19 protein-coding genes, 1 pseudogene and 2 CRISPR repeat arrays (1 of these 22 running past the window's edge) are annotated in these 21,455 nt (G+C 40.8%); of the genes and pseudogenes, 10 read left to right on the top strand and 10 right to left on the bottom strand.

Features of this window, described 5'->3' with window-relative positions; translation table 11 throughout:
* Nucleotides 1-85: 85 nt before the first annotated feature.
* On the bottom strand, nt 86-1,588 hold the full coding sequence (gene pap, locus HEQ19_11390; protein WYM00035.1) for a polyphosphate:AMP phosphotransferase: 1,503 nt from the start codon (nt 1,586-1,588) through the stop codon (nt 86-88).
* A 212-nt stretch (nt 1,589-1,800) separates the two neighbouring features.
* Between pap and HEQ19_11385 the strand changes: the two genes are divergently transcribed.
* Nucleotides 1,801-2,316, top strand: coding sequence for a molybdopterin-binding protein (locus HEQ19_11385; GenBank protein WYM03357.1), 516 nt, complete (start codon nt 1,801-1,803; stop codon nt 2,314-2,316).
* Nucleotides 2,317-3,110: 794 nt separating this feature from the next.
* Here HEQ19_11385 and tnpA read toward each other — a convergent pair.
* Nucleotides 3,111-3,551 carry an IS200/IS605 family transposase gene (gene tnpA, locus HEQ19_11380; protein WYM00034.1) on the bottom strand — a complete coding sequence of 147 codons (441 nt, stop codon included), beginning with the start codon at nt 3,549-3,551 and terminating at the stop codon, nt 3,111-3,113.
* Nucleotides 3,552-3,625: 74 nt separating this feature from the next.
* On the opposite strand from tnpA, the gene HEQ19_11375 reads away from it, so the two are divergent.
* On the top strand, nt 3,626-4,777 hold the full coding sequence (locus HEQ19_11375; protein ID WZI67186.1) for a transposase: 1,152 nt from the start codon (nt 3,626-3,628) through the stop codon (nt 4,775-4,777).
* Nucleotides 4,722-5,054 (top strand): hypothetical protein, encoded by a 333-nt coding sequence (locus HEQ19_30900; protein ID WZI67185.1) that lies wholly within the window; start codon nt 4,722-4,724, stop codon nt 5,052-5,054. Before HEQ19_11375 ends, HEQ19_30900 begins: the two co-directional genes overlap by 56 nt.
* Before the next feature lie 1,013 nt (nt 5,055-6,067).
* Here the strand turns inward: HEQ19_30900 and HEQ19_11370 are convergent.
* Complete coding sequence (locus HEQ19_11370) at nt 6,068-7,921, bottom strand: ABC transporter ATP-binding protein (GenBank protein WYM00033.1); 1,854 nt, start codon at nt 7,919-7,921, stop codon at nt 6,068-6,070.
* A 389-nt stretch (nt 7,922-8,310) separates the two neighbouring features.
* Here HEQ19_11370 and HEQ19_11365 point away from each other — a divergent pair.
* Nucleotides 8,311-8,492, top strand: a pseudogene (locus HEQ19_11365) (transposase family protein).
* Nucleotides 8,493-8,547: 55 nt separating this feature from the next.
* Here HEQ19_11365 and HEQ19_11360 read toward each other — a convergent pair.
* A complete protein-coding gene (locus HEQ19_11360) occupies nt 8,548-8,715 on the bottom strand; it encodes a hypothetical protein (protein WYM00031.1) in 168 nt (55 codons plus the stop codon).
* Nucleotides 8,716-8,717: 2 nt separating this feature from the next.
* Between HEQ19_11360 and HEQ19_11355 the strand changes: the two genes are divergently transcribed.
* Nucleotides 8,718-10,025 carry an ATP-binding cassette domain-containing protein gene (locus HEQ19_11355; protein ID WYM00030.1) on the top strand — a complete coding sequence of 436 codons (1,308 nt, stop codon included), beginning with the start codon at nt 8,718-8,720 and terminating at the stop codon, nt 10,023-10,025.
* A 365-nt stretch (nt 10,026-10,390) separates the two neighbouring features.
* Nucleotides 10,391-11,032: a Uma2 family endonuclease gene (locus HEQ19_11350; protein ID WYM00029.1), complete on the top strand. Its 642-nt coding sequence runs from the start codon at nt 10,391-10,393 to the stop codon at nt 11,030-11,032.
* A 102-nt stretch (nt 11,033-11,134) separates the two neighbouring features.
* Here the strand turns inward: HEQ19_11350 and HEQ19_11345 are convergent, their stop codons facing one another.
* On the bottom strand, nt 11,135-12,286 hold the full coding sequence (locus HEQ19_11345; protein WYM00028.1) for an RRXRR domain-containing protein: 1,152 nt from the start codon (nt 12,284-12,286) through the stop codon (nt 11,135-11,137).
* 416 nt (nt 12,287-12,702) lie between these two features.
* Nucleotides 12,703-14,073: direct repeats of the CRISPR family, unit length 37 nt; unit sequence GTTTCAATCCCGCGAACGGGTTTCATTAATTTGAAAG.
* Nucleotides 14,074-14,288: 215 nt separating this feature from the next.
* The gene (gene cas2 / locus HEQ19_11340; GenBank protein WYM00027.1) at nt 14,289-14,582 is read right to left on the bottom strand and encodes a CRISPR-associated endonuclease Cas2; all 294 of its coding nucleotides are present in this window, start codon (nt 14,580-14,582) and stop codon (nt 14,289-14,291) included.
* Between the two features lie 164 nt (nt 14,583-14,746).
* Here cas2 and HEQ19_11335 point away from each other — a divergent pair, with 164 nt between their 5' ends.
* The gene (locus HEQ19_11335) at nt 14,747-14,902 is read left to right on the top strand and encodes a hypothetical protein (GenBank protein WYL98106.1); all 156 of its coding nucleotides are present in this window, start codon (nt 14,747-14,749) and stop codon (nt 14,900-14,902) included.
* Nucleotides 14,875-15,960, top strand: coding sequence for an RNA-guided endonuclease TnpB family protein (locus HEQ19_11330; protein WYM00026.1), 1,086 nt, complete (start codon nt 14,875-14,877; stop codon nt 15,958-15,960). Before HEQ19_11335 ends, HEQ19_11330 begins: the two co-directional genes overlap by 28 nt.
* 52 nt (nt 15,961-16,012) lie before the next feature.
* Here HEQ19_11330 and HEQ19_30895 read toward each other — a convergent pair whose 3' ends face one another.
* The 4 genes from HEQ19_30895 to cas3 form a co-directional block, all read right to left on the bottom strand.
* Complete coding sequence (locus HEQ19_30895; protein WZI67184.1) at nt 16,013-16,246, bottom strand: hypothetical protein; 234 nt, start codon at nt 16,244-16,246, stop codon at nt 16,013-16,015.
* A 17-nt stretch (nt 16,247-16,263) separates the two neighbouring features.
* Nucleotides 16,264-17,088 (bottom strand): ISL3 family transposase, encoded by an 825-nt coding sequence (locus tag HEQ19_11320; GenBank protein ID WZI67183.1) that lies wholly within the window; start codon nt 17,086-17,088, stop codon nt 16,264-16,266.
* A gap of 9 nt (nt 17,089-17,097) precedes the next feature.
* On the bottom strand, nt 17,098-17,469 hold the full coding sequence (locus HEQ19_30890) for a transposase family protein (GenBank protein ID WZI67182.1): 372 nt from the start codon (nt 17,467-17,469) through the stop codon (nt 17,098-17,100).
* A 175-nt stretch (nt 17,470-17,644) separates the two neighbouring features.
* Nucleotides 17,645-19,780 (bottom strand): type I-D CRISPR-associated helicase Cas3', encoded by a 2,136-nt coding sequence (cas3, locus tag HEQ19_11315; protein WYM00025.1) that lies wholly within the window; start codon nt 19,778-19,780, stop codon nt 17,645-17,647.
* 223 nt (nt 19,781-20,003) lie between these two features.
* Here cas3 and HEQ19_11310 point away from each other — a divergent pair, with 223 nt between their 5' ends.
* Nucleotides 20,004-20,249 (top strand): UPF0175 family protein, encoded by a 246-nt coding sequence (locus tag HEQ19_11310; protein ID WYM00024.1) that lies wholly within the window; start codon nt 20,004-20,006, stop codon nt 20,247-20,249.
* Nucleotides 20,246-20,743, top strand: coding sequence for a DUF3368 domain-containing protein (locus tag HEQ19_11305; protein WYM00023.1), 498 nt, complete (start codon nt 20,246-20,248; stop codon nt 20,741-20,743). Before HEQ19_11310 ends, HEQ19_11305 begins: the two co-directional genes overlap by 4 nt.
* 340 nt (nt 20,744-21,083) lie before the next feature.
* Nucleotides 21,084-21,455: a CRISPR direct-repeat array (repeat unit 37 nt; unit sequence CTTTCAAATTAATGAAACCCGTTCGCGGGATTGAAAC); it runs 546 nt beyond the window's last position.

The raw sequence follows: 21,455 nt of genomic DNA, 5'->3' as shown, positions 1-21,455 counted from the left end.
GTGCCCCGGAGGTGTACCTAACTAGGGCGATAAACGCTATATTGTGGGCTTGATTCGTAATCCAAGTCAATGGAATTGATCGCATTTAATGGCTGGCTTTCTTGCGGCGTTTTAATTCAGCTTGAATTGCATCAACAACAGTTTCAATTACCTTCACCCTGGCATAATATTTGTCATTGGCAGCAACGATTGTCCAGGGAGCGGTGGGGGTGGTGGTGCGCTGAATTGCTTGATTGACTGCTACTTCGTAGTAAGGCCATTTGTCGCGATTGCGCCAGTCTTCATCGGTGAGTTTATACTGCTTAAAGGGGTCATTTTGGCGTTCAGTAAAGCGTTTGAGTTGTTCTTCTGGGCTAATATTTAGCCAGAATTTGACTAAAACGTAACCTGCAGTGGTTAACTGGGCTTCAAATTCATTGATTTCTTGGTAGGCTCTGCGCCACTCTGTCTCGGAAGCAAATCCTTCGACGCGCTCGACTAATACCCGCCCATACCAGGAACGGTCAAAAATGCCAATGGTGCCGGCGGTGGGTATTCGTCGCCAAAAACGCCACAGGTAATGATGGGCTTTTTCTTCATCTGTGGGTGCTGCAAAGGGATGGACAAAGTAACTGCGCGGGTCGAGAATATCGGTAAGCCGCTTAATTGCTCCGCCTTTACCTGCAGCATCCCAGCCTTCAAATAGGACAAGTACAGGAATTTGATGTTTGTGGATGCTTAATTGTAGCTCCCGCAGTTGTACTTGTTCCTCGGCTAATTGTTCTTCATAATCTACTGGCGATAGACTGAGGCGCAAATCAATCTGTGCGAGTAAGTCTGGCTCTGTGGGTTCTAAATGATTCTGTGCTGGTAAAATAGGGCTAGGTAGCTGAATTTGCAATCGATCTAGGGCAGTGGTTAAGGTTGCAGCCAACTGGGTAAGAACTTTCACCCTTGCCCACCGTTCTGAGTTACCCTCTACTAAAGTCCAGGGAGCGCTACCTGTGCTAGTTTGAATCAGCATCTCTTCGGCTAAGGTTGCGTAGCGGTCGTAGTGTTTTTCTTGTTGCCAATCTTCTTTCCGTACTCGCCAAGCAGTTAGGGGATCTTTGGCATAGTCTTTTAAGCGACTTTTCAATTCTTTGCGGTCTAGATGCAACCAAAATTTGGCGATCGCAGCTCCATTATCTACCATCTGGCGCTCAAAGGAGTTAATCTGCGCCATTACTGTAGGAATTTGGCTACTGTCCACGCGATTAAACAGGCGGTCTTCTAAAACATGAGTATACCAACTGTGGTAAAAAATGCTGATGGCGCCTTGAGCGGGTAGTTTTTCCCAAAACCTCCACAGGAATGGATATTGACGCTCTTGTTCAGTGGGCGCCCAGATGGGATATACCTTAAACCCACGAGGATCAATGTACGCGACCATTTGCTTTACCAGCCCACCCTTTCCAGAAGCAGCCCAGCCCTCCAAAACGACAATCACAGGTAATTTTTTTTGCCAACAAGCACTTTGTAGCGTCCGCAGTTGTAGCATCAACCTGTCAATTTCAGATTTATAGGTTGGTTTATCTAAAGAAAGGTTCAAATCAAGTGTATCCAGCATAATGAGGAATTGATGTTGGGTTTGGTTTGTTAATCGAACCTTAAAGATAAGCGATGTCTCGCTTTACCTGATGGATTATTGGGGTTTGCGGTGTAAACCGCTACGAAGATATCAAGCATTTTCTGATATCGCCAAAATTGTTTGCAAAGAATTGGCACTTGGTAGAATCGTACCAAGATAATCAAAACATTACCAAGTTAATTGGTAAAAATATGCCAAGAAAAGAACAAGGATGGATCACATTTCAAACATCGGAGGAAGAGCGAAAAATCCTCCAAGAGTTCTGCAACCAGTCGCAGCGCACTAAAACTGAGATTCTGCGGGAACTAGTACGTAGTCTTAATCAGCACTCTTCTCCCACAGAAGCAGTACCAACCAACGATGTAAAACAGCAAAATACTGACAATGCAAAACCTGAAACTAAAGTTAGGAGTAAAAAAACAACACCCAAGCAAGGAGAAAAAGAACAACCCCACACTCCAAACCTAGAGATAGAAATTAGTAATCAAAAAAAATCACTAAAAGTTAGCTCCCGCAATGTCCTCAAAGGTATAGTCAAACGAGTTGTGACTGGTCCTATTAATAGTGAGGTGACGCTAGAGATTGTTCACAAAGTTGAATTAACCTCAATTATAACCACAGTATCAGCAGAGGATTTGCAACTGTATGAGGGACAAGAAGCTTATGCAGTCATTAAATCCAATGATATTGTAATTGCTAGAGAATAAGGAAATTAAAAGAATTGACACTCCCCGACCATTAGGTACGGGGATTCTGTAATCTACGTCAGAATTTGCTCTTGCTGGCTTGCGCCAACTAGCCTAGTCCCGCGATTTCAAAGTCTTATACAATACCACTAAAACGCTGACACATGTAGATTTCGCGTAGGGGCACGGCATTGCCGTGCCCCTACAGATGGTATCATATCGTGTGGATTTAGGGGTATCTAAAAATTTATCCGGCTAAACAAATAGTTTGAAATCGCGGGACTAGTGATTCCGAATCGTTCCTCATTATACTCGTCACCCATCTCCGTATTATCTCTTAGTTTTTTTCAAAAATCAAATATGATGGCTCTTCCGTACTTAGCGTGCTAAATTTATTAAATAATCAGCTTGAAACCCTTACTGAGATACGGTAATAGCCATTATTTCCTGTATTTTTGGTCATATTGCTGAAAATTAAATTATGAACGCCTGTAAGTCTTACTTTTAAAGCAAATTTATAGACTTTAACTAATAATTAAGCACGCTAAGTACGCAAGAACCAATTTTACTAGCAGCAGGAGTTTCCGGCAGCATTGGTTTAATCTTCGGTGTTGCACCAGCGCGACAAGCTGCGCGACTCGATCCCATCACTGCGTTGAGGAGTTCTTAGCTTTTACGCCTTAGCCTGGCACCATAACTGTACTCAGTTTGGTGTCGGGATATAAGGCGATTAATTACGAAACGCCCTCATTACCAATATTAGCCATAGGCTGATTCGGTAACTGGGGTAGTTGAGTAATTAATAATCTTTTGTTTTATTTTGGCTTATCTTGGGATTCGACATATTTTTTGAGAGTTTCAACCGTTACACCTCCACAAGACGCTATGAAGTAAGAACCATTCCACAGGACATCTTTATAATAAAATTGATTAACTCTGTCCGGAAATTCTTTCCGCAAATAACGACTTGTTACTGTTTTTATGTTGTTAATAAATTTTGGCAATTCAGTTTGAGGTGTGTATTGAAATAATAGATGCACATGGTCAGATTCTCCATTGAAATCCACTACCTTACTGTCCCACTTAAAAAGTAATTCTTTCAGAATTTCACCCAACCTATCAATCATCTCACCTGTCAATACCCGCTGACGGTATTTTGTTGTTAACACCAAATGCGCTTTGAGGTCTGAAACTCCCCTGGCGCGGGAAATATAAGACGCTCGAGTACTCGCTAACGCTCCGCCATCACTGTTCATGGTTGACTTTTCCTTCTCAATACTTTATAGTAATAGATTGCAACACTAAATGTAACCAAGTAGTTGATTACCTTATGCTGCTTAACTATCAGTACCGCGCTTATCCAGACACCAAGCAAAAAATTCAGCTAAACAATTGGTTAAGAATTTGTCGATACTGGTACAACAGGCAGTTAGGAGACAGGTTCGACTGGTATCAGCATAATCGCACTGCAATTAATTCTTGCCCGTTAATTTGTTCAATACCAAAACTACGAGACAACCCCAGCTATTACTCACAAAAAAAAGAACTGCCTGTTATTAAGTTCGACTTGATAAAGGTAAGTCATTCTGGTGAACTACTAGACTTTACAAGTGTTCCATCTCAGACATTACAGGATGTATCAAAGCGTGTAGACTTGGCTTTTTCTCGCTTTGTTGAAGGTGATTACAAAGGAAATCGTAGTGGCAAACCTCGTTTTAAAAATGCTGCGCGTTATCGCACAATAAAAATTGAAGGTCAAGCTATTACTGTCGAACGTGTTGAGCAAGAATGGCTATTTTTGTCATTTTCAAAATTAAAAGGCTGGGTAAAGGTGCGTTTACATCGCCCATTACCTAATGGATTTATTTTAAAAAATGCTCTTTTGACAAAAAAGGCGGATGGGTGGTACGTAACTATTTGTTTGTCAGACCCAAATATTCCTACCTTTACACCTGATGAAATTGCTCCAACTTGGGAAAACAGTCTTGGATTGGATGCAGTATTACATGAAGATGATTACTTGGCAACTTCAGATAATACCAAATTACCATCGCTAAAATCTTTCTCTAAGTCTGAAAAGCGACTAGCAGATATATCCAAACGTAAATCCATCAAGAAAAAGGGCAGTAAATCACGCCGTAAATTAGCTAAAAAAGAAGCAAAAGAACATCAACGTATTGCCAGAGCTAGAATTGACCATGCTTTTAAAACTGCCCATTCGTTGCTTAAGACTGGGAAGAAAGTTTTTGTCTATGAAGATTTAAATTTAAAAGCTTTATCTAAGAGAAATAAAGCCAAGCAAGACGAAAACGGTAAATATTTACCCAACGGACAATCAGCCAAAACAGGATTAAATAAATCCTGGAACGATGCTGCATTTGGACAATTTTTCACAATCCTAGAATACATAGCTGAAAAAGCACCGGATGTGGACAATAGCAGTCAAACCTGCATACACATCTCAATTGCTTGCATATCGTGATGAATTTATCTTCACTGACTGCAACATTCGTAATTACTGGGACGAAAAGGAATCGCTTTTGGTTGATAGGGATGTTAATGCAGCTATCAATATAAAGCGTGTTGGGCTGGGACTGGTCCCAACAATAAAACGCCGTAAAGGGAATCCGGTAGTGGGTGCTTCTACTACTAATAGTACCTCATTCGCGCAGCGTCCCGCACTTAAGGAAGTTCTGGCAACATTGCGAAATGTACCAGTTGCTGCAACCGTATTTGGTACTCCAAATCGGTGTAGGTAGTTCACGAACATGGATTTAATAAAATACAGAACCTCACTCCTGCTACGCATCCCCTCTCCGTCTACGGAGAGGGGAATAAAAGGGGAGAGGTTCCATATTAAATTTGCACTTTATTTAATCCAGATTCCTTAGGGCGAACGCATCTTAAACTGTCACAATAAATAATGAAAGCAAAACCTGTTTATGATGTCAGCTTATGATGTCAGCAGTTTCCTAAAATTCTGTTCAAAATTCTGGTTCTTGCGTACTTAGCGTGCTTAATTATTAGTTAAAGTCTATAAATTTGCTTTAAAAGTAAGACTTACAGGCGTTCATAATTTAATTTTCAGCAATATGACCAAAAATACAGGAAATAATGGCTATTACCGTATCTCAGTAAGGGTTTCAAGCTGATTATTTAATAAATTTAGCACGCTAAGTACGGAAGAGCCATAAAATTGCGCTTTCTTCAAAAAAAGTCGTGGAAACATAGAGTGGGACGTGAATGTCTTTCATGATTGACCTTTCTATACAATAGACCTCTTGGAAAATATAGGCTTTGTCTTAATTTTTCTACTTGCTATGAACAAAAGTGATCTCTGCTAATCCTCTTCTAACCAGAAACTTCTACTATCCTTGGACAAGCAGCGCAACCAGAGTTCAAGTGATAGGGTCTGAGCAAAAAGCGGTGAACTAGCAAAGAATCCCATATTGAAGTGTTGCATAGTATTTTCTAATTCTTTTATTTCTATTAGCCCCATATCAGCTAACAAAGAATTTTGGAATATTTCTTTTAAACTGTCCCTATTTTCTCGGAAACCAATGAATTCATCAGTTGTATAATCCCCTTTTGTATTACGGGCAAAAATACGGCTCTTCCGTACTTAGCGTGCTGAATTTGTTAAAAAATAAGTTTGAAACCCTTGCGTGGCTCCGATAAAAGCCATTATTTTTTGTATTTGAGATCCTGTTACTAAAAATCAAATTATAAACGCCTGTAAGCCTTGTTATTAAAGCAATTTAATCGATTTTCATTAATAATTAAGCACGCTACACACGCAAGAGCCATTAATTTGATAGCCATATTGTTCTACTTGCATATTCCAAAGCGTCGCATACTCACCTTTACGTCCTAATAGCTCCTCGTGAGTACCTTCTTCAATCAGCTGCCCATGCTTCAAAACTAAGATCCGGTCAGCCATGCGTACTGAAGCTAGTCGATGAGTAATTAAAAGCGTAGTCTTACCTTGAGCTAGTTCTACAAAGCGTCGGTATACCTCATACTCGCTGCGGGGGTCAAGGGCAGCTGTAGGCTCATCAAGAATCAGTATTTGGGCTTCTTCCCGCATGAAGGCTCTAGCGATCGCTAATTTTTGCCATTCCCCTCCCGAAAGTTCTGTACCACCAAATTGCTTACCTAAAGGAGTAAGTTCTGCTTGAGGAAATTTTTCGACCAGTTCAGCTATACCAGCTTTTTGGACTGCACGTCTGAGGCGTTCTGAGTCATCCAATGCCTCAATGTCTCCCAATGCAATATTTTCTCCCAGGGTAAGTGCATAGCAACTAAAGTCTTGAAACACCACAGCAATCTTCTGTCGCCACCCATCCAAATTTAATTCCCTCAAGTCCACACCATCGACCAAAATAGCTCCTTCTGTAGGGTCATATAACCGCGTCAGCAGCTTTACGAGCGTGGTCTTGCCTGCGCCATTTTCCCCTACCAAAGCTACGGTTTCTCCAGGTTCCAGAGTAAAGGAAACATCTGTTAAAGCAGACCGATTGTCTGGATAGCAAAACTGTACTTTGTTAAAAGTGATGCCCGTTCGCATGGGAACAGGTACTGGTTTACCCGGAATGCACACAGGCATGGTAGCTTGGCTATCAAGGAAACCAAAAAACTGCTGCATATAGAGTAGAGTCTCAAAGGTAGTTAAAGAGACAGTGATACATTGTTCTAAATTCTGCTGGAGGTAAGCTAGTGATTGCACGAAAAGAAGTACACTTCCTGGGCTAATCTCTCCTCTAAAAGCCTGCTGCACCACCCAATAAAAGGCAAAGCCATTCCCCAAAGCACTCATCACAGATAAACGTGCTGCCCAAAAAGCTTGTTTACCACGCAAGTGACGCATAGTTTGATGTAAAGACTGGAATTCTTTGATATATCGACTAATAAACAAAGAACCAAGCTTAAACAATCGCACTTCTTTAGCGTAAGTATCAGTAAGCATCACCGAAGAGCAATACTGCATCCGCCTGGCTTCTGGACTTTTGTCATACATAGCTCCCCAAATAATCATTTCATACTGGAAGGAAACATATATCTGGGGTATGGTTGTAATGATAATCACAAACGGAATCCAAAATCCCAGTGGGAATAGCAGCACTATCATAGTCACCAAAGTGAATAAACTGCTGCCTCCCTCAGCCAAATTGCCAATAAAACCCATTGGCTGATAGTTTACTTGTTCTTGGAGAAGCCGTAGCTCGTCATAAAACTTTGAGTCTTCAAAACGGTTCAGATCGGGAAAAGTGTCAGCTTTACGCATCAACAACAAGTTAATGTGAGTCGTTAGCTTTTCACCCAAGTTTCCTTGAATTGCTGACATCCAAGGTCGCAGGAGAGCCTGTAGCAGCAAAGCCCCAACCCATGCAGCTACCAAGCCAGCCATGAGTTCAACAGTAATTTCCTTACCTTCGTTCACAGCTATTGCCACTTTATCTACCACTTGCTTGGTAATAGTAATGCTGATTGCGGGAACAATTCCCTGCAACAACACACCAGCAATCATCAAGATTGTTTCTTTTGGTGCTGCTGTCCATAAGAACGGTAGAGAACGGCAGAAAGCTTTTGTGTACCTACGTACAGTATTCAGCACTTCTTTAAACATAAGAGGTTGTTTGAAAAGTGGTTGGCTGTGATTTTAGGCACATATATTTTTTGTTATGGCGGTAAAGAGTCACGATTCAAGGGGAACCACGGCGATGAGGCAGTTCATGATGGCTAATTATGTGCCCTAAGTTATTTAGCTTAAGTGCTACCACTCGCCATTTCAATGCACAATTTTGCCGTCAAGTAGGATATTCTTAAGGAGTTAGTTTCTCACGGTTTTAGCTGGGACTCTCTCCTCAATAAAGTTGCTCATGGTTTTATTTCTCCACATTGTTGGAGTTATATTGTAGAGCAGGGCAAACGCATCTTAATTGGAACGAAAAATGAGGTATAGTAGAGGGTTAGCATTTTTGCTGCTACTCCAGGCGCTCGGTGCATCCACTACTTATGAACCCAAACTTTGACGATACCATCCTCAAACACTTTTCTGGTCTAGAAGATCCAAGAATTGAGCGCACTAAACAGCATCTGCTAATAGATATCGTTGCTATTGCGAAGCGGTACTCACTGGAGCAGATAGCTGGGTAGCAATTGAAACTTATGCTCAAGCCAAACATAAATGGCTACAAACGACACCTTCTAATAGCCCTAGAATTAAGGGTAGTGTTCTTTTTATGGTGAAAGCTATTTATTTAACTTTTCGTATTGACAAAGAACGTGTATTATGTGTCCGTTGATGGTTGACGGTTGACGGTTGACGGTTGACGGTTGACTGTTCTCATTTGTTATTTCTCCCTCATCTCCCTCATCTCCCCCTCCCCCAGTCCCCAATCCCCAATCCCCAATTAACACCCGTGTCCCAAGTTATTTTAGAAAACATTTATAAAAGTTTTCCCCCCCGCAAAGGGGAAGGTACTACGTCACTATCCCAAAAAAGTGATACAGCGTCAGAACGTGCAGACAATATTAATGTCTTGCGACAGATTAACCTCACCGTCGAAGATGGGGAATTTATCGTGCTGGTGGGACCCTCTGGTTGTGGTAAAAGTACCCTGCTGCGGTTAATAGCTGGGTTGGAGGTGATGACTGGCGGTAAAATTTGGCTAGGCGATCGCTTGATTAATGACCTCCCCCCCAAGGAACGGGACATCGCAATGGTGTTTCAAAATTACGCCCTCTATCCCCACATGACGGTGTATGACAACATTGCTTTTGGTCTACGGCGCCGAGGAGGAGGGGGAGACTATTCAAGGGAAGAAGAAAATACTTCCTCATCCTCCCAACTTCCACCGTGGGCTGAAAATCTACTGGTGGAGATGACAAGAAAGTTACCTAAAGGACTCCGTTATGTTTCTGATAGGGAACGGGCTGTAGCTCAACGGGTGCTGAACGTTGCCCAATTGTTACAAATTGAACCATTGTTAAATCGATTACCCAAACAATTATCTGGGGGACAAAGACAACGGGTAGCATTAGGAAGGGCGATCGCCCGGAATCCCCAAGTGTTTTTGATGGATGAACCGCTGTCGAATTTAGATGCTAAACTGCGGGCTGAAACTCGCGCTCAAATTGTGAAATTGCAGCGACAATTAGGGACAACGACCATTTACGTTACCCACGACCAAACCGAAGCAATGACAATGGGCGATCGCATTGCAATTATGAATCAGGGACAAATCCAGCAAGTGGCTGCACCTCTAGAACTTTACAACCGCCCTGCTAACCGCTTTGTCGCCGAATTCATTGGTTCACCACCGATGAATTTTATCCCGGTAGAATTTCACGCCCCATTATTAATTAGCCATTCCCAGTTTCGCTTCACTTTACCAGATATCTGGGTCAATGCTCTGCAAAAATACGACGGACAAACCATAATTTTAGGTATGCGTCCAGAACACTTAATTATGGGTGTACCTGCTACGAAAAATTTACCAGTGGATGTAGATGTGGTAGAGAATCTTGGTAATGATTCTTTTATTAGTGTGAGACTGTCCCAGACTGATAATTATCTGCAAGTGCGGGTACCACCAGATAAATTAGTGCGTCCTGGTGAGCAACTTTGGTTATCGCTGGTGACAGATAAAATTCACTTTTTTGACCCGGAAACTGAGTTGGCGATATTTCCTAAGAGTCCATATCCTAGTTTACCATTTGAGAATTGAATAAATCTGTCGCCCATAAGAGGATGTTTGAAAAGTTTTGGGCGAATGAAGGTGACAACTACACAAGCAAAGTCCACCTCCGTGGACTACTCCCTTCCCGGTCTAAGATTACCTATAATTTTCCTTCTTTGCGCCTTTGCGCCTTTGCGTGAGCTAAAAATTATTTCGGTAATCTTCCAGCGGGAAGGGAGTAACACAATATTTTCTCTACGAACGCGAGTGCGTGTCGAAGAGAAGGTTTTTCCAACCTGCGGAGGTGGTCACTGAGCTTGTCGAAGTGCAGGTTTTGTCTGTGTAGCCGCGATTTCTAATCGCCAGGACACATGAAAACGGACTTTTCAAACAACCTCTAAGGAATTGACAGTATGACTGCAGCTATACCAAAAACCAAATTAGTAAATTTTACAGAATTTATTCAATGGAAACCTGACGGGGGACGCTACGAATTACATGATGGAGTGATTGTTGAAATAGCACAACCAGTGGGAGATCATGAAGAAATTACAGGGTTTTTAACTCTGGAACTAGCTACAGAAATTAAACGAATAAACCTCCCCTATTCCATCCCCAAACAAGTATTAGTCAAATCGCTTTTTGGTGAATCAGCCTATTTGCCAGATTTGCTGATATTGAACCGCAATAATTTAGCAAATGAACCATTATGGAAAAAAGAATCGACAGTAACTCAAGGTGCCTCAGTTCCATTAGTTATTGAGGTTGTCAGTACAAATTGGCGTGATGATTACTATAAAAAAGCTGGCGAATATGAGGGTATTGGCATTCCTGAATACTGGATTGTTGATTATTTAGCTAATGGTGCAAGAAAGTTTATTGGCAATTCTAAACAACCAACTATATCAGTTTACTTGTTGGTTGAGGGTGAGTATCAGGTTAGCCAGTTTAGGGGTAATGATAGGATAATATCACCAACTTTTCGAGATTTGAATTTAACTGCAGAGCAAATTTTTCAACTCGAACCGCAAGGAGTCCCACACCGAAATCTCTGATTCGGTGTTGGGAGGAATTGCGGGCTTGTTTTGTTGCGTCCTGCGACCATTTTCTTGCACAGCAAGAAGAGGGAGGAGGACAGCGACAAAACAAGCAATAGTTTATGCAACAACGCATAATCTCGTACTCCGTTTTATTAACTTGACATTGTTGGGATTAAATTGACCAATACGTGACCAGTTGTGGTCATAGATGGAAATATTTTTGGTTTTCCCAGAATTAGTAAATCCGCCAACCCAACCGCGTATTACTTCTCCCTTGCGAGAGGTTTGAACATAGTCACCTGACCGAAAACCAAATGGTGTTATTGTTCCACCTTGCCGCTTTAAAATTCCCCCCTTTGAGTAGTTTTCTTGATGCAATTTTCTCCTAAATAATTTAGGTCGAGTAATCACAATGAATGGTGATGGAGTTACAACACATTCCCCAACCCAATGATGCCCGTGACTTTTTTGGGTATGGAAAGCTTTGTATTGAATAAATGCGGTAGATGCTAATGCTATTGCATCGTTAGCATGGGTTTCTGGAGTCTGTTTTGATTTATCTTTCTTGTCTTTAACAAGACCTAGCCGAGTGCGGTATTTCCCGGTATCCAAAGAATCTATTTCTTTGACTGGTGCAAGCTTTGACGCTTCGACTCTAAACCATTCTTGCCCAACTGTTACAGGAGATATGCCAAATCCATTCCGTTTGGAATTACCACCACACGACTCGTCTCTAATCTCGGAGATAGGAATTATTTTAGACATTTCTGACAAGATTCTTAATTCCATTTCTCGGTTAGCTTTTACGCTAGGTGGTAGCTTGTTTTGACGACGATTGTTAAACCTTTTTTCTCGGTGATTGCGTAATTTAAAAGCAACTTTACGATTAATACGCTGTCCTCTACGAGTACGACGTAGTTCTGTGCGTTTCTCCATTTTTCCTGTCACAGACTGTCTATCTTTGCTGGTTTTCTTGGATTTGTAGAAACCAGGTAAACAAGCATGAAATAACGCAATCGTCGCCAGCTTTGATTGAAAAGCAATACCTGTAAATGCTTTACCTCTATCCGTGCCAACTACTATTTCTTGTGTCTCATGTCCAGATGCTTCGCGCAATAATTGAACGTAAAAAACACCAACTTTATTATGTTTACCAACAGCTTTACCAGATTTTATCCATTTCCTAGCCCGTGCTGGTGTGGTTGGCATAAGTGCAATTCCTTTTGGAGATATTACTGGTACTCGTATAACTTGATTATTTTGATTCATGAGGATAACCCAAATTATTACTAATTTGTATTTAGGAATAAATCCAGTCCCTTCGGGCAATTTGGCAAGCGTATCTTCTATTCACGACTAGACCGCAAAGAGGAGCCACTGCGTTGGACGGGTTCGCCGGCTTAAAGCAAGTGGCGTGTACAAACTAGGGAAATATTTGTACGTTTGTCCTTACCAAATCTCTACGCCCTAACCAACTCTTAGTTGCGTACCGTGAGCCTAGCAAGCTAGGTTTTCCGCAAGCCTACACTTACCCGTTAGGGAAGTGTAGGTAGTTGACGCTGGTAATTAGAGGATATTTGAGAACTAATGAACTACCCCATCTTACTTCGTTGAAGATGGGGTTTCTACATCCCCATTTGAAAGCGAAAGCCCATCATCCGCCCCTTTGGCTCTTTCCCCGGCTCGTTTCAATCCCGCGAACGGGTTTCATTAATTTGAAAGTGAACGGATGCGGATTCGGGGTACTTCGTGCTAGGTTTCAATCCCGCGAACGGGTTTCATTAATTTGAAAGTTAGGCGGATTAAGCCTTGGGTTGGTAATGATGGGAAATAGTTTCAATCCCGCGAACGGGTTTCATTAATTTGAAAGTTTGGGAAATTGTGAGGTTCCTATTCATGTTCCTGGGTTTCAATCCCGCGAACGGGTTTCATTAATTTGAAAGACACCACCAACCACACCACCAAGTGACCCTTGTCAGCTAGTTGTTTCAATCCCGCGAACGGGTTTCATTAATTTGAAAGCCAGTCGTCTAGAGAGAAGAGTTGCGATAGTGTCCTGTTTCAATCCCGCGAACGGGTTTCATTAATTTGAAAGTTTTTTTTGGTTAAGATTCCAGCACTGATTTTAGCAGTTTCAATCCCGCGAACGGGTTTCATTAATTTGAAAGTTGCTGGTGGTACGGGAACTGAGATGCAAACCTGGATGTTTCAATCCCGCGAACGGGTTTCATTAATTTGAAAGCTGACCGATTAAAACAACATTAGCAGAATCCTTGCCATGTTTCAATCCCGCGAACGGGTTTCATTAATTTGAAAGTAAAAAAGTACCCATCCCCACCAAAGAGCGGTGGGATGCAATGTTTCAATCCCGCGAACGGGTTTCATTAATTTGAAAGAGCCGCGTTAGATTCGGCTAGCGGTGACAGAACAGCGGTTTCAATCCCGCGAACGGGTTTCATTAATTTGAAAGTTGGGGTAAGGATAGGCAGGTTTGTGCTATCCCTCAATTGTTTCAATCCCGCGAACGGGTTTCATTAATTTGAAAGTTTGCAGTTAGTGCAAGTAGGTTTCATCAGTTTGTTTCAATCCCGCGAACGGGTTTCATTAATTTGAAAGCAAAGATATCTATTTTCGTGCCCAAGTGCGCGAAGTGTTTCAATCCCGCGAACGGGTTTCATTAATTTGAAAGTTGGCCCCTAACGCTAACGGTAGGCGTGCTGGAGAAATGTTTCAATCCCGCGAACGGGTTTCATTAATTTGAAAGGTCTTGTTCTTGATGTTCCTCCTACTTTTGCTGCGGGGTTTCAATCCCGCGAACGGGTTTCATTAATTTGAAAGTTTAGGGGTGAAATGCCAAGAGCCTTTAGCTTGTCGTTTCAATCCCGCGAACGGGTTTCATTAATTTGAAAGATAGCTTAAATTTTATTCCCTGTGTAGTAGTTAGGAATAGTTTCAATCCCGCGAACGGGTTTCATTAATTTGAAAGTTCTTGGGATTCTGGATAGTCCCCCTATGGCAAGTTTCAATCCCGCGAACGGGTTTCATTAATTTGAAAGTCCGCCAGCCAGAACCTAATCATAGAGCCATTCCTACCGGCAATTTTGGCAGGACTACTTTAAAAGTCCGTTTCCGGCATTCAGTAGTAGACTCTACATTGGATATGAAAACGCTGAAAGTATGGAATTGTCAAGGTTCTGGGGATTTGGCGGGAGGTTATGGGTTTTCGCCCGTGCTTTGCCCTGCCAAAAATTGGACTTGGATCATATTACCATCATAATATGATTGTCTCTTGCTGTCGAGGTTGTTCGGAACCATAAGTAATGGTTTTGCGTACCGAGCCAGCATCCAAAACATAGATCCTGACTGAATCTTCAGCTGGTTTAATCAAGGTTTCAACTTGCACCTTCAATTTAGCGAACTGGACAGCACTCAAAAAACATTCAAACACACTGTACTGTGTCCAAGTTCCATAACCAGAGAGCATTTTATGGAGTTTTGTCCGCCGCTTATTCGCCGCCTTGCTATCCGGTAAATCATAAATGATCAGGTAAAATAACGTACTCATCGCAGTGTCAGGGCTAGAAACTGTAACTTAATTCCTTATCACCTCTCTTCATAACTACTCAATTTTGGGGAGCTTTTTAATATTTGTACGGCTTTAGTACGGTTAATACTACTTGATATATGGGTATTTCTTGGGTAAGATAGACCCATAGAGTCAAAAAAGTTATGCCTAAACGCGATAAATGGTTTAAAGCTTTACTCAGTCAAGAAGAAATAAATAAACTTCAAGCTTACGCAGATAAGCAAGGTTGGAATATGTCACAAGCATTTAGAGAATGGATTAAGGAGTTACCGTGCTACTCGGATTCAAAACTGAATTGAAACTGAATAATCAGCAACGCATAGCATTCGCTAAACATTGTGGAGTAGCTCGTCATGCTTGGAATTGGGGACTTGCTTTAACAAAGCAAATTCTTGACCACAACAAAGAAAATCCCGGTTCTAAGATTAAATTTCCTACTGCTATTGACTTGCACAAATGGTTAGTGGCATTGGTGAAATCTGAAAACGAATGGTACTACGAATGCTCAAAATCTACTCCACAGCAAGCATTGATGGCTTTGCGAGAATCCTGGAAACGCTGTTTTGACCATCAGGCTGGAGTACCCAAGTTTAAAAAGAAAGGTAAACGTGATTCTTTCACATTAGAAGGCACAGTCAAAATTTTAGACAATAACAAGATTCAAGTACCTATTATTGGTGTTCTCAAAACTTATGAACGATTACCACAAGTATTAACTAAATCTTGTACAATATCTCGTCAAGCCGACAGATGGTTTATCAGTTTCAGATTTGATGTAGAACAACAGGATTTAGGCAACAAGAGTATTGTCGGCGTTGACCTTGGTGTTAAGGCACTGGCTATACTCTCGACTGGTGAAGTTTTTTTAGGAGCCAAATCCTACAAGAAATATGAAGCCAAGCTGTCAAGAATGCAATGGTTGAATCGTCATAAAGTCATCGGTTCAGCTAACTGGAAAAAAGCACAGATAAAGATTGCTAGACTGCATAGAAAGATAGCCAACATCCGAAAAGATACATTACACAAGCTCACGACACTACTAGCCAAGAACCACGGCACAGTAGTGATTGAAGACCTTAATGTGTCTGGAATGTTGGCTAACCACAAACTAGCTAAGGCAATTACTGATATGGGATTCTTCGAGTTTCGCCGTCAATTAACATACAAGTGCAAACTGTATGGTTCTAATTTGGTTGTAGTTGATAGATGGTTTCCTAGTTCCAAAACCTGCTCTAACTGCGGAACCAAAAAAGAAACGCTCTCGCTATCAGAAAGAGTGTTTGAGTGTGGTAACTGCGGTTTCACAATTGACCGAGATTTAAACGCAGCAATCAATTTGAGTCAAGCTGTCAGTTAGACAGTTTTAGCCTGTGGACTGGTTAACGCCGACGTTGCCAGAATGTTCGCTCTTAGCGTTCCCGAAGGGTAGCAGGAAATAAACGAAACTCAAACTCAGTTGAATAGCTTTGATAGGTGTTGACTAGGTTTGAGTAGGATTTATGTAACGGTTTATAGGGAACGTCTTCTTGTAAATGACGACTTAATAAACGTGCTTGCAATTCAATGGCACGACGATAGCTGCAACGATAGCCAAAGGTGGGATGCTTAAACTCATCGGTCATTTTGCGTTCCCATGCTTGCAAAAACGGCTCTTGCGTACTTAGCGTGCTAAATTGATAGGATAATGCCAAGAAAGTAAAGCTCTAATCTCAAAATTACGAAAGTTTCTAAATCCAAATCCACTTCGCTTTATTAACTTCAGTTTATTATTTATTCCTTCTACTACTCCACTGGTAGTCCTTCGTTCAAAATATCCGACTATTTCTCCAAACCACCGTTTAATTGTCTGCACACTTCTTTGATAATATGGTTCAGCTTTTTTTAACCAATTGATTAATTCTAGCGTTCCCGTTACCACATTTTTATTGTCTTCAAATAAATTGTGAAAATCTTCTTTTAATGAATGCATTCTAGCTATTAAAGGAGAAGCTTGTTTAATTCTATTTAATTTATCTTTTTGCTTTTCGGTGAGCTTATTCTCGGCTTTTAGAATTGTAAATTTATTTCCTTTTAAACTTTCAAATACTTTTTTTCTTTCCGGGGCATTTAACTCAGATGCTATTTTCTTTTCTGCTATCCTAGCTCGATTTAATTCTTCATGTACTAATTTAGTAACATGGAACCTATCTACCGTTACAAGGGCGTTTGGACAAATCTTCTCAATTAAAGATTTATAATTGCCTGTCATATCAATACTTACTTCTTCTATTTGTGACAAAACTTTTTCTCCCCACATTCTCATGGTTTTTTTGATTTCAATTTGTTTTCTTTCTTTTACTAAACCTATCAATTTACCTGAATCTATATCTACTAGCACGACAATAAATTTTCCTTGTCCTTTGACCAAACTAATTTCATCTATTCCTAATCTTCTTAAATCTTTGACATCTATTGGCATCACATTTTTAGCTACATCTTCAAGCATTGATATGACTTATTCATTAGTTAGTCCATTATTTCTTGCCACATTACTTACATTACTATTAATCACTTGTTTGATAATATATTCCGCATATCGGTATGTATACCTCTTTCTTGCTCCTAGAAAATCTAGCTTTTCATTAAATGTTTTTCGGCATTTTTTACACTTGAATCTTCGTCTATTGACATTCAGTATTACTTCAAAATCCCCCATCGGTAAATCTTTCACTAAACATTTTTGATTTTGATGTAAATGTCTTGAGTTTTGACCACAGTGTGGGCACGATGCACTTTTCGCTTTTTTACCTACTGATAGAATTAGGACTTGACCCTCTTGTAGGCTTGATTCTACTAATACTTCAGGCAAATTTAGGAGTTGAGTCATTATTCGTTTCATAATTTATTTTATTAAACATTATTAAAAAATATCTTAACATTTTAGCACGCTAAGTACCCAAGAACCGTATCTTTTGAGATGGTTTCGATGAGGAGGGTTTGGAGGAGGGTAGACATAATAAGATGAGGAGCGATTTTTAACGCGGAGGTACGCTGAGTTTGGGTTAAAATATGGAGGATTGAAAGCGGGTGTTGGTGAATTTTTTTAAGCGCCATTTTAAAGATTCGAGAAGTAGTGCATCTTGATTAAATGCACAGGCGTAAGTTTGTTCGCTAGCATCAACTAGGCGATATAAACCAAATAATGGACTAAGATTTAGGGTGCGACTTACTTCCCAATGGCTATTTTGTTTGTTTTTGTTGACTGGTACTAGAAAGGTTAGTAGTTGTTTTTGTTGTAAACATTTAATGACATCAGATTGAGGATGTCCAATTAAGCTTAATTTATCGATTAAACACAGTTCGCCAATTGCTAATTCGCTACTCAGGCGATTGGTATGGAAACTAAGGTTATCAATTCTGTTATCAGTCCATTCTTGGATACGAAGATAAACTTGAATAAAATCATCGGGAAATTCTTCTTCGCCTCGTCCTGAGTTATTAGCTGCATTTAAAAATGTCTCGCTGTCAATGATTTCTACTCGCGCATAGGGTAATAATCGGAGTAAGTCGTAAGCATAAAAATTATTGCTATCCCAAACTGCAGCTTGTAATGTTGAACCACCTCGGAAGCTTAATAGTTCTTTTTGAGTGGCTTTACCAACGGGATTATTTTGCATTGCAAACCACTGTTTATGTGCTGACTTAAAATCTTGGGAATATAAGCGCTGCAAATCTTCTGTCATGCTTTGGCGCACGATTTCACTAACTTTTCTGTTCTCTTGGGTCATCCGCCAAAACATTCCCTGTGCTTGTAATGCACCCCAACGCTGGCGATAGTTTTCAAATTCTTTGGGTGGATCAAAAGCACAGGCGATCGCCAACGCTAAAATATCCCGTGTTACTGTTTCTTGAAAACCAATTTTTTCTTGTAGTCTAGCCATCACCCAAGGTGTATGACCAGGAATCAAAATAAATGCTGTGTAGGTATTAAAGCCCGGATGTCTCCCCAATCTTCCCAAACGCTGGGTTACTGTTGCGGAGTCGCTGCTTTCAAAGATTAACAGATGAATTTTAAAGTCTACACCAACATCAACTGCAGAAGTACCCACAACTAACACTGGCTGTTTAGCATCTTTCAAGTCGCTTTGAACTTGCAATCTTTGTTGTCTGTCGATGCGTCCGCTAATTTCTCTAACTTTTACCCCTGGTAATAACTTATCTAGTAACCGAGTCACTTGACCAGCTTTCGCTACCGAATTAACAATAATTAATCCTCTGGCTTTTGACTCTTTATTTAAAATTTGCTCAATGGTAGAAATGTTTTGTTTTAACCATGTCAGGGTGTCTGCATCTTTGGCTAATTCCACAAACTCTAATTCCACAGCTTGCAGAATTTGGCGAAAACCCGGAGTTTCTTCATTTGTATAAACACCCTCAACCGCAGCAACTTTAAAGTTTGCTTTGCGTAATTGTTCGATAAAATCGGGTTTTGGCGTTGCGGAAGTAAATAAAAACCGCCGGGGACGAGTTTGATTTTCTTGGCTACGACGAATAAAAGCTAAACTATTTAAAGCTGCAGTTTCTTGATGACTACCAAAAATATGAAATTCATCAAGGACCCACAAATCAGGCCATTCTGCTAATACTAACGGTAGTTGATCGCTACCATAAGCAGGGTCGCGATATTGATAGTGAGTAATATAATGGAAAATATCAGGGTTGGTCAGCAAAATCGGCTTTTGTTGAATCGCTAGCAGTAATTCTTGAAATTTATTACTCTTATTTGCTTGCTTCACTCTTCTGCTTAATTCCGCACCAAATAAACGGTCTACCCGTTGAGCAGCATCCAATCCAAACAGCGTATGATATTTGTTTTGCTGTTCCGCTTGGTCTTCCACCAGTTCGATTGTGGGATATAACCCCATAATCCGAAACTCAGGATTAATCAATGCTGGTAAATTTGCACCTAGGGTCTTACCGTCACCAGTTGCGGCTTGATTGCAAATAATATCTGCATCCCCATGTATAATTTCACCATAGGTCTGGGCTTGGTGCGATGATAGAGGACAAGCACATCCAGGTGGTGCTTGCAGGTCAGGAGCCTTTTGAGTGACAATACATTCAGACTTACACCCCAAAGGACAATTCTCGACGCCTGGGTTCATCTGAGAGAAAAGAGGCTGTAAAAAAAGCTTCATGCGGTTATCTGTATTTCTATGACACCTAGCCTAATACAAGTTTCGGAAATGTTGTAGTCAAAATTTGATATCAATCATTTTTTTGTCGGGGATTTTGGATAACTTTTGTAAAGTGGCAAGGTAAAATCAGGATTATCGAAAATTTGGGTTTAAAACCCCGTCCTTCTAGTCACGGTACTAGGAGAAAAGAATTAGAATAAACTATGAATTGGAGTTTTCTCGTATGAGCGTCATAATTCCCGATGACATCCTCCGAGCATCAAACATGACTGAGGATGAACTGAAATTAGAAATTGGCATCTTGCTTTATGAGCAAGGTAAAATTAGCAGTGGCAAAGTTCGAGCCTGGACAGGAATCACAGTACTTGAATTCCAGCATGAACTGGCTAAACGCGGTTTACACATCAACTATGATGTAGAAGACTTCCAATCCGATGTGCGGACACTGCAATCAATGGGCTTGTTGTGATTATAGTTAGCGACACATCACCGATCACAAACTTGGCAGCGATTGGTCAGTTAGATTTACTGCGTCAGTTGTATAGTCGCGTTATCATTCCCCAAGCCGTTTATAACGAGATGGTCGGTGTAGATAAAGTTGTCCCTGGCGCAGTAGAAGTACAACAGCTATCTTGGATTCAGACGATAGCTGTTGTTAATTCTCAAGAAGTTACAGAAATTCAGGAAAAACAGGACAATATTGACTTAGGAGAAGCCGAAGCAATTATTTTATCCAAAGAACTGAAAGCTGACTTGCTATTAATGGACGAACGCCGAGGACGAGCAGTCGCTACAAGTTATGGACTAAATGTAACGGGTCTGTTGGGAGTCTTGCTACAAGCCAAAAAACAAGGGTTAATTCCAGCTATTAAACCATTGATTGATCAGTTAATTGCTACTGCTGACTTTCGGGTTAGCCAAAAGTTGTATGCAATTGTCTTGCTATCTGCTGATGAGGGTTAAGACTTTGATAGAACAAACGCCTTAAATCCCTTGGCTCGAACAATTTTCAACAGGGTTCAGTTAACTGAACTATATTGGATTTTGGATAACTTTTGTAAAGTGGCAACGTAAAATAATGAAGTATGAGCTTATACTTTCGGTAAGCCAGTTTTTGGCAGGGGAAAGCGCGGGCGAAAACCCATAACCTCCCGCCAAATCGCCAGAACCTTGACAATTCAATACTTTCGGCGTCATGAATGTTTTTTGGTTGGCTCTTGACAAAGGCTGAAATGGCTTTTTAAATTAGTCCCGCCAAAATTGCTTCTAAAACTTGGTCTATAACTAGCTTCTGGCTGGCGGACTTTCAAATTAATGAAACCCGTTCGCGGGATTGAAACTATTTTGATTCAGCCGGTGGACTGGTTGCTTATGGCCTTTCAAATTAATGAAACCCGTTCGCGGGATTGAAACCGCTATCAGGTATTTGGGATAACATTAATGGGAACTTTCAAATTAATGAAACCCGTTCGCGGGATTGAAACGTACTAGGTAAGGGCGACAAGCATCCCAAAACCAACTTTCAAATTAATGAAACCCGTTCGCGGGATTGAAACAAGAATGTGATTATGAGGGATAACGGGCGGATGCACTTTCAACTTTCAAATTAATGAAACCCGTTCGCGGGATTGAAACCTACAGGCTGTAATTCAACAATTTCATCAGCTTCATCGCT

It is taken from the genome of Gloeotrichia echinulata CP02, from assembly GCA_038087035.1.
Taxonomy (GTDB): Bacteria; Cyanobacteriota; Cyanobacteriia; order Cyanobacteriales; family Nostocaceae; genus Gloeotrichia; species Gloeotrichia echinulata.
The sequence above is the reverse complement of the archived record's forward strand: the minus strand, read 5'-3'. Positions and strand labels throughout refer to the sequence as shown.

Coding starts and splice junctions, on each gene's coding strand:
- pap (WYM00035.1), bottom strand. CDS start 1,588: ATGCTGGATACACTTGATTTGAACCTTTCTTTAGATAAACCAACCTAT.
- HEQ19_11385 (WYM03357.1), top strand. CDS start 1,801: ATGCCAAGAAAAGAACAAGGATGGATCACATTTCAAACATCGGAGGAA.
- tnpA (WYM00034.1), bottom strand. CDS start 3,551: ATGAACAGTGATGGCGGAGCGTTAGCGAGTACTCGAGCGTCTTATATT.
- HEQ19_11375 (WZI67186.1), top strand. CDS start 3,626: ATGCTGCTTAACTATCAGTACCGCGCTTATCCAGACACCAAGCAAAAA.
- HEQ19_30900 (WZI67185.1), top strand. CDS start 4,722: ATGTGGACAATAGCAGTCAAACCTGCATACACATCTCAATTGCTTGCA.
- HEQ19_11370 (WYM00033.1), bottom strand. CDS start 7,921: ATGTTTAAAGAAGTGCTGAATACTGTACGTAGGTACACAAAAGCTTTC.
- HEQ19_11350 (WYM00029.1), top strand. CDS start 10,391: ATGACTGCAGCTATACCAAAAACCAAATTAGTAAATTTTACAGAATTT.
- HEQ19_11345 (WYM00028.1), bottom strand. CDS start 12,286: ATGAATCAAAATAATCAAGTTATACGAGTACCAGTAATATCTCCAAAA.
- cas2 (WYM00027.1), bottom strand. CDS start 14,582: ATGAGTACGTTATTTTACCTGATCATTTATGATTTACCGGATAGCAAG.
- HEQ19_11335 (WYL98106.1), top strand. CDS start 14,747: ATGCCTAAACGCGATAAATGGTTTAAAGCTTTACTCAGTCAAGAAGAA.
- HEQ19_11320 (WZI67183.1), bottom strand. CDS start 17,088: ATGCTTGAAGATGTAGCTAAAAATGTGATGCCAATAGATGTCAAAGAT.
- HEQ19_30890 (WZI67182.1), bottom strand. CDS start 17,469: ATGACTCAACTCCTAAATTTGCCTGAAGTATTAGTAGAATCAAGCCTA.
- cas3 (WYM00025.1), bottom strand. CDS start 19,780: ATGAAGCTTTTTTTACAGCCTCTTTTCTCTCAGATGAACCCAGGCGTC.
- HEQ19_11310 (WYM00024.1), top strand. CDS start 20,004: ATGAGCGTCATAATTCCCGATGACATCCTCCGAGCATCAAACATGACT.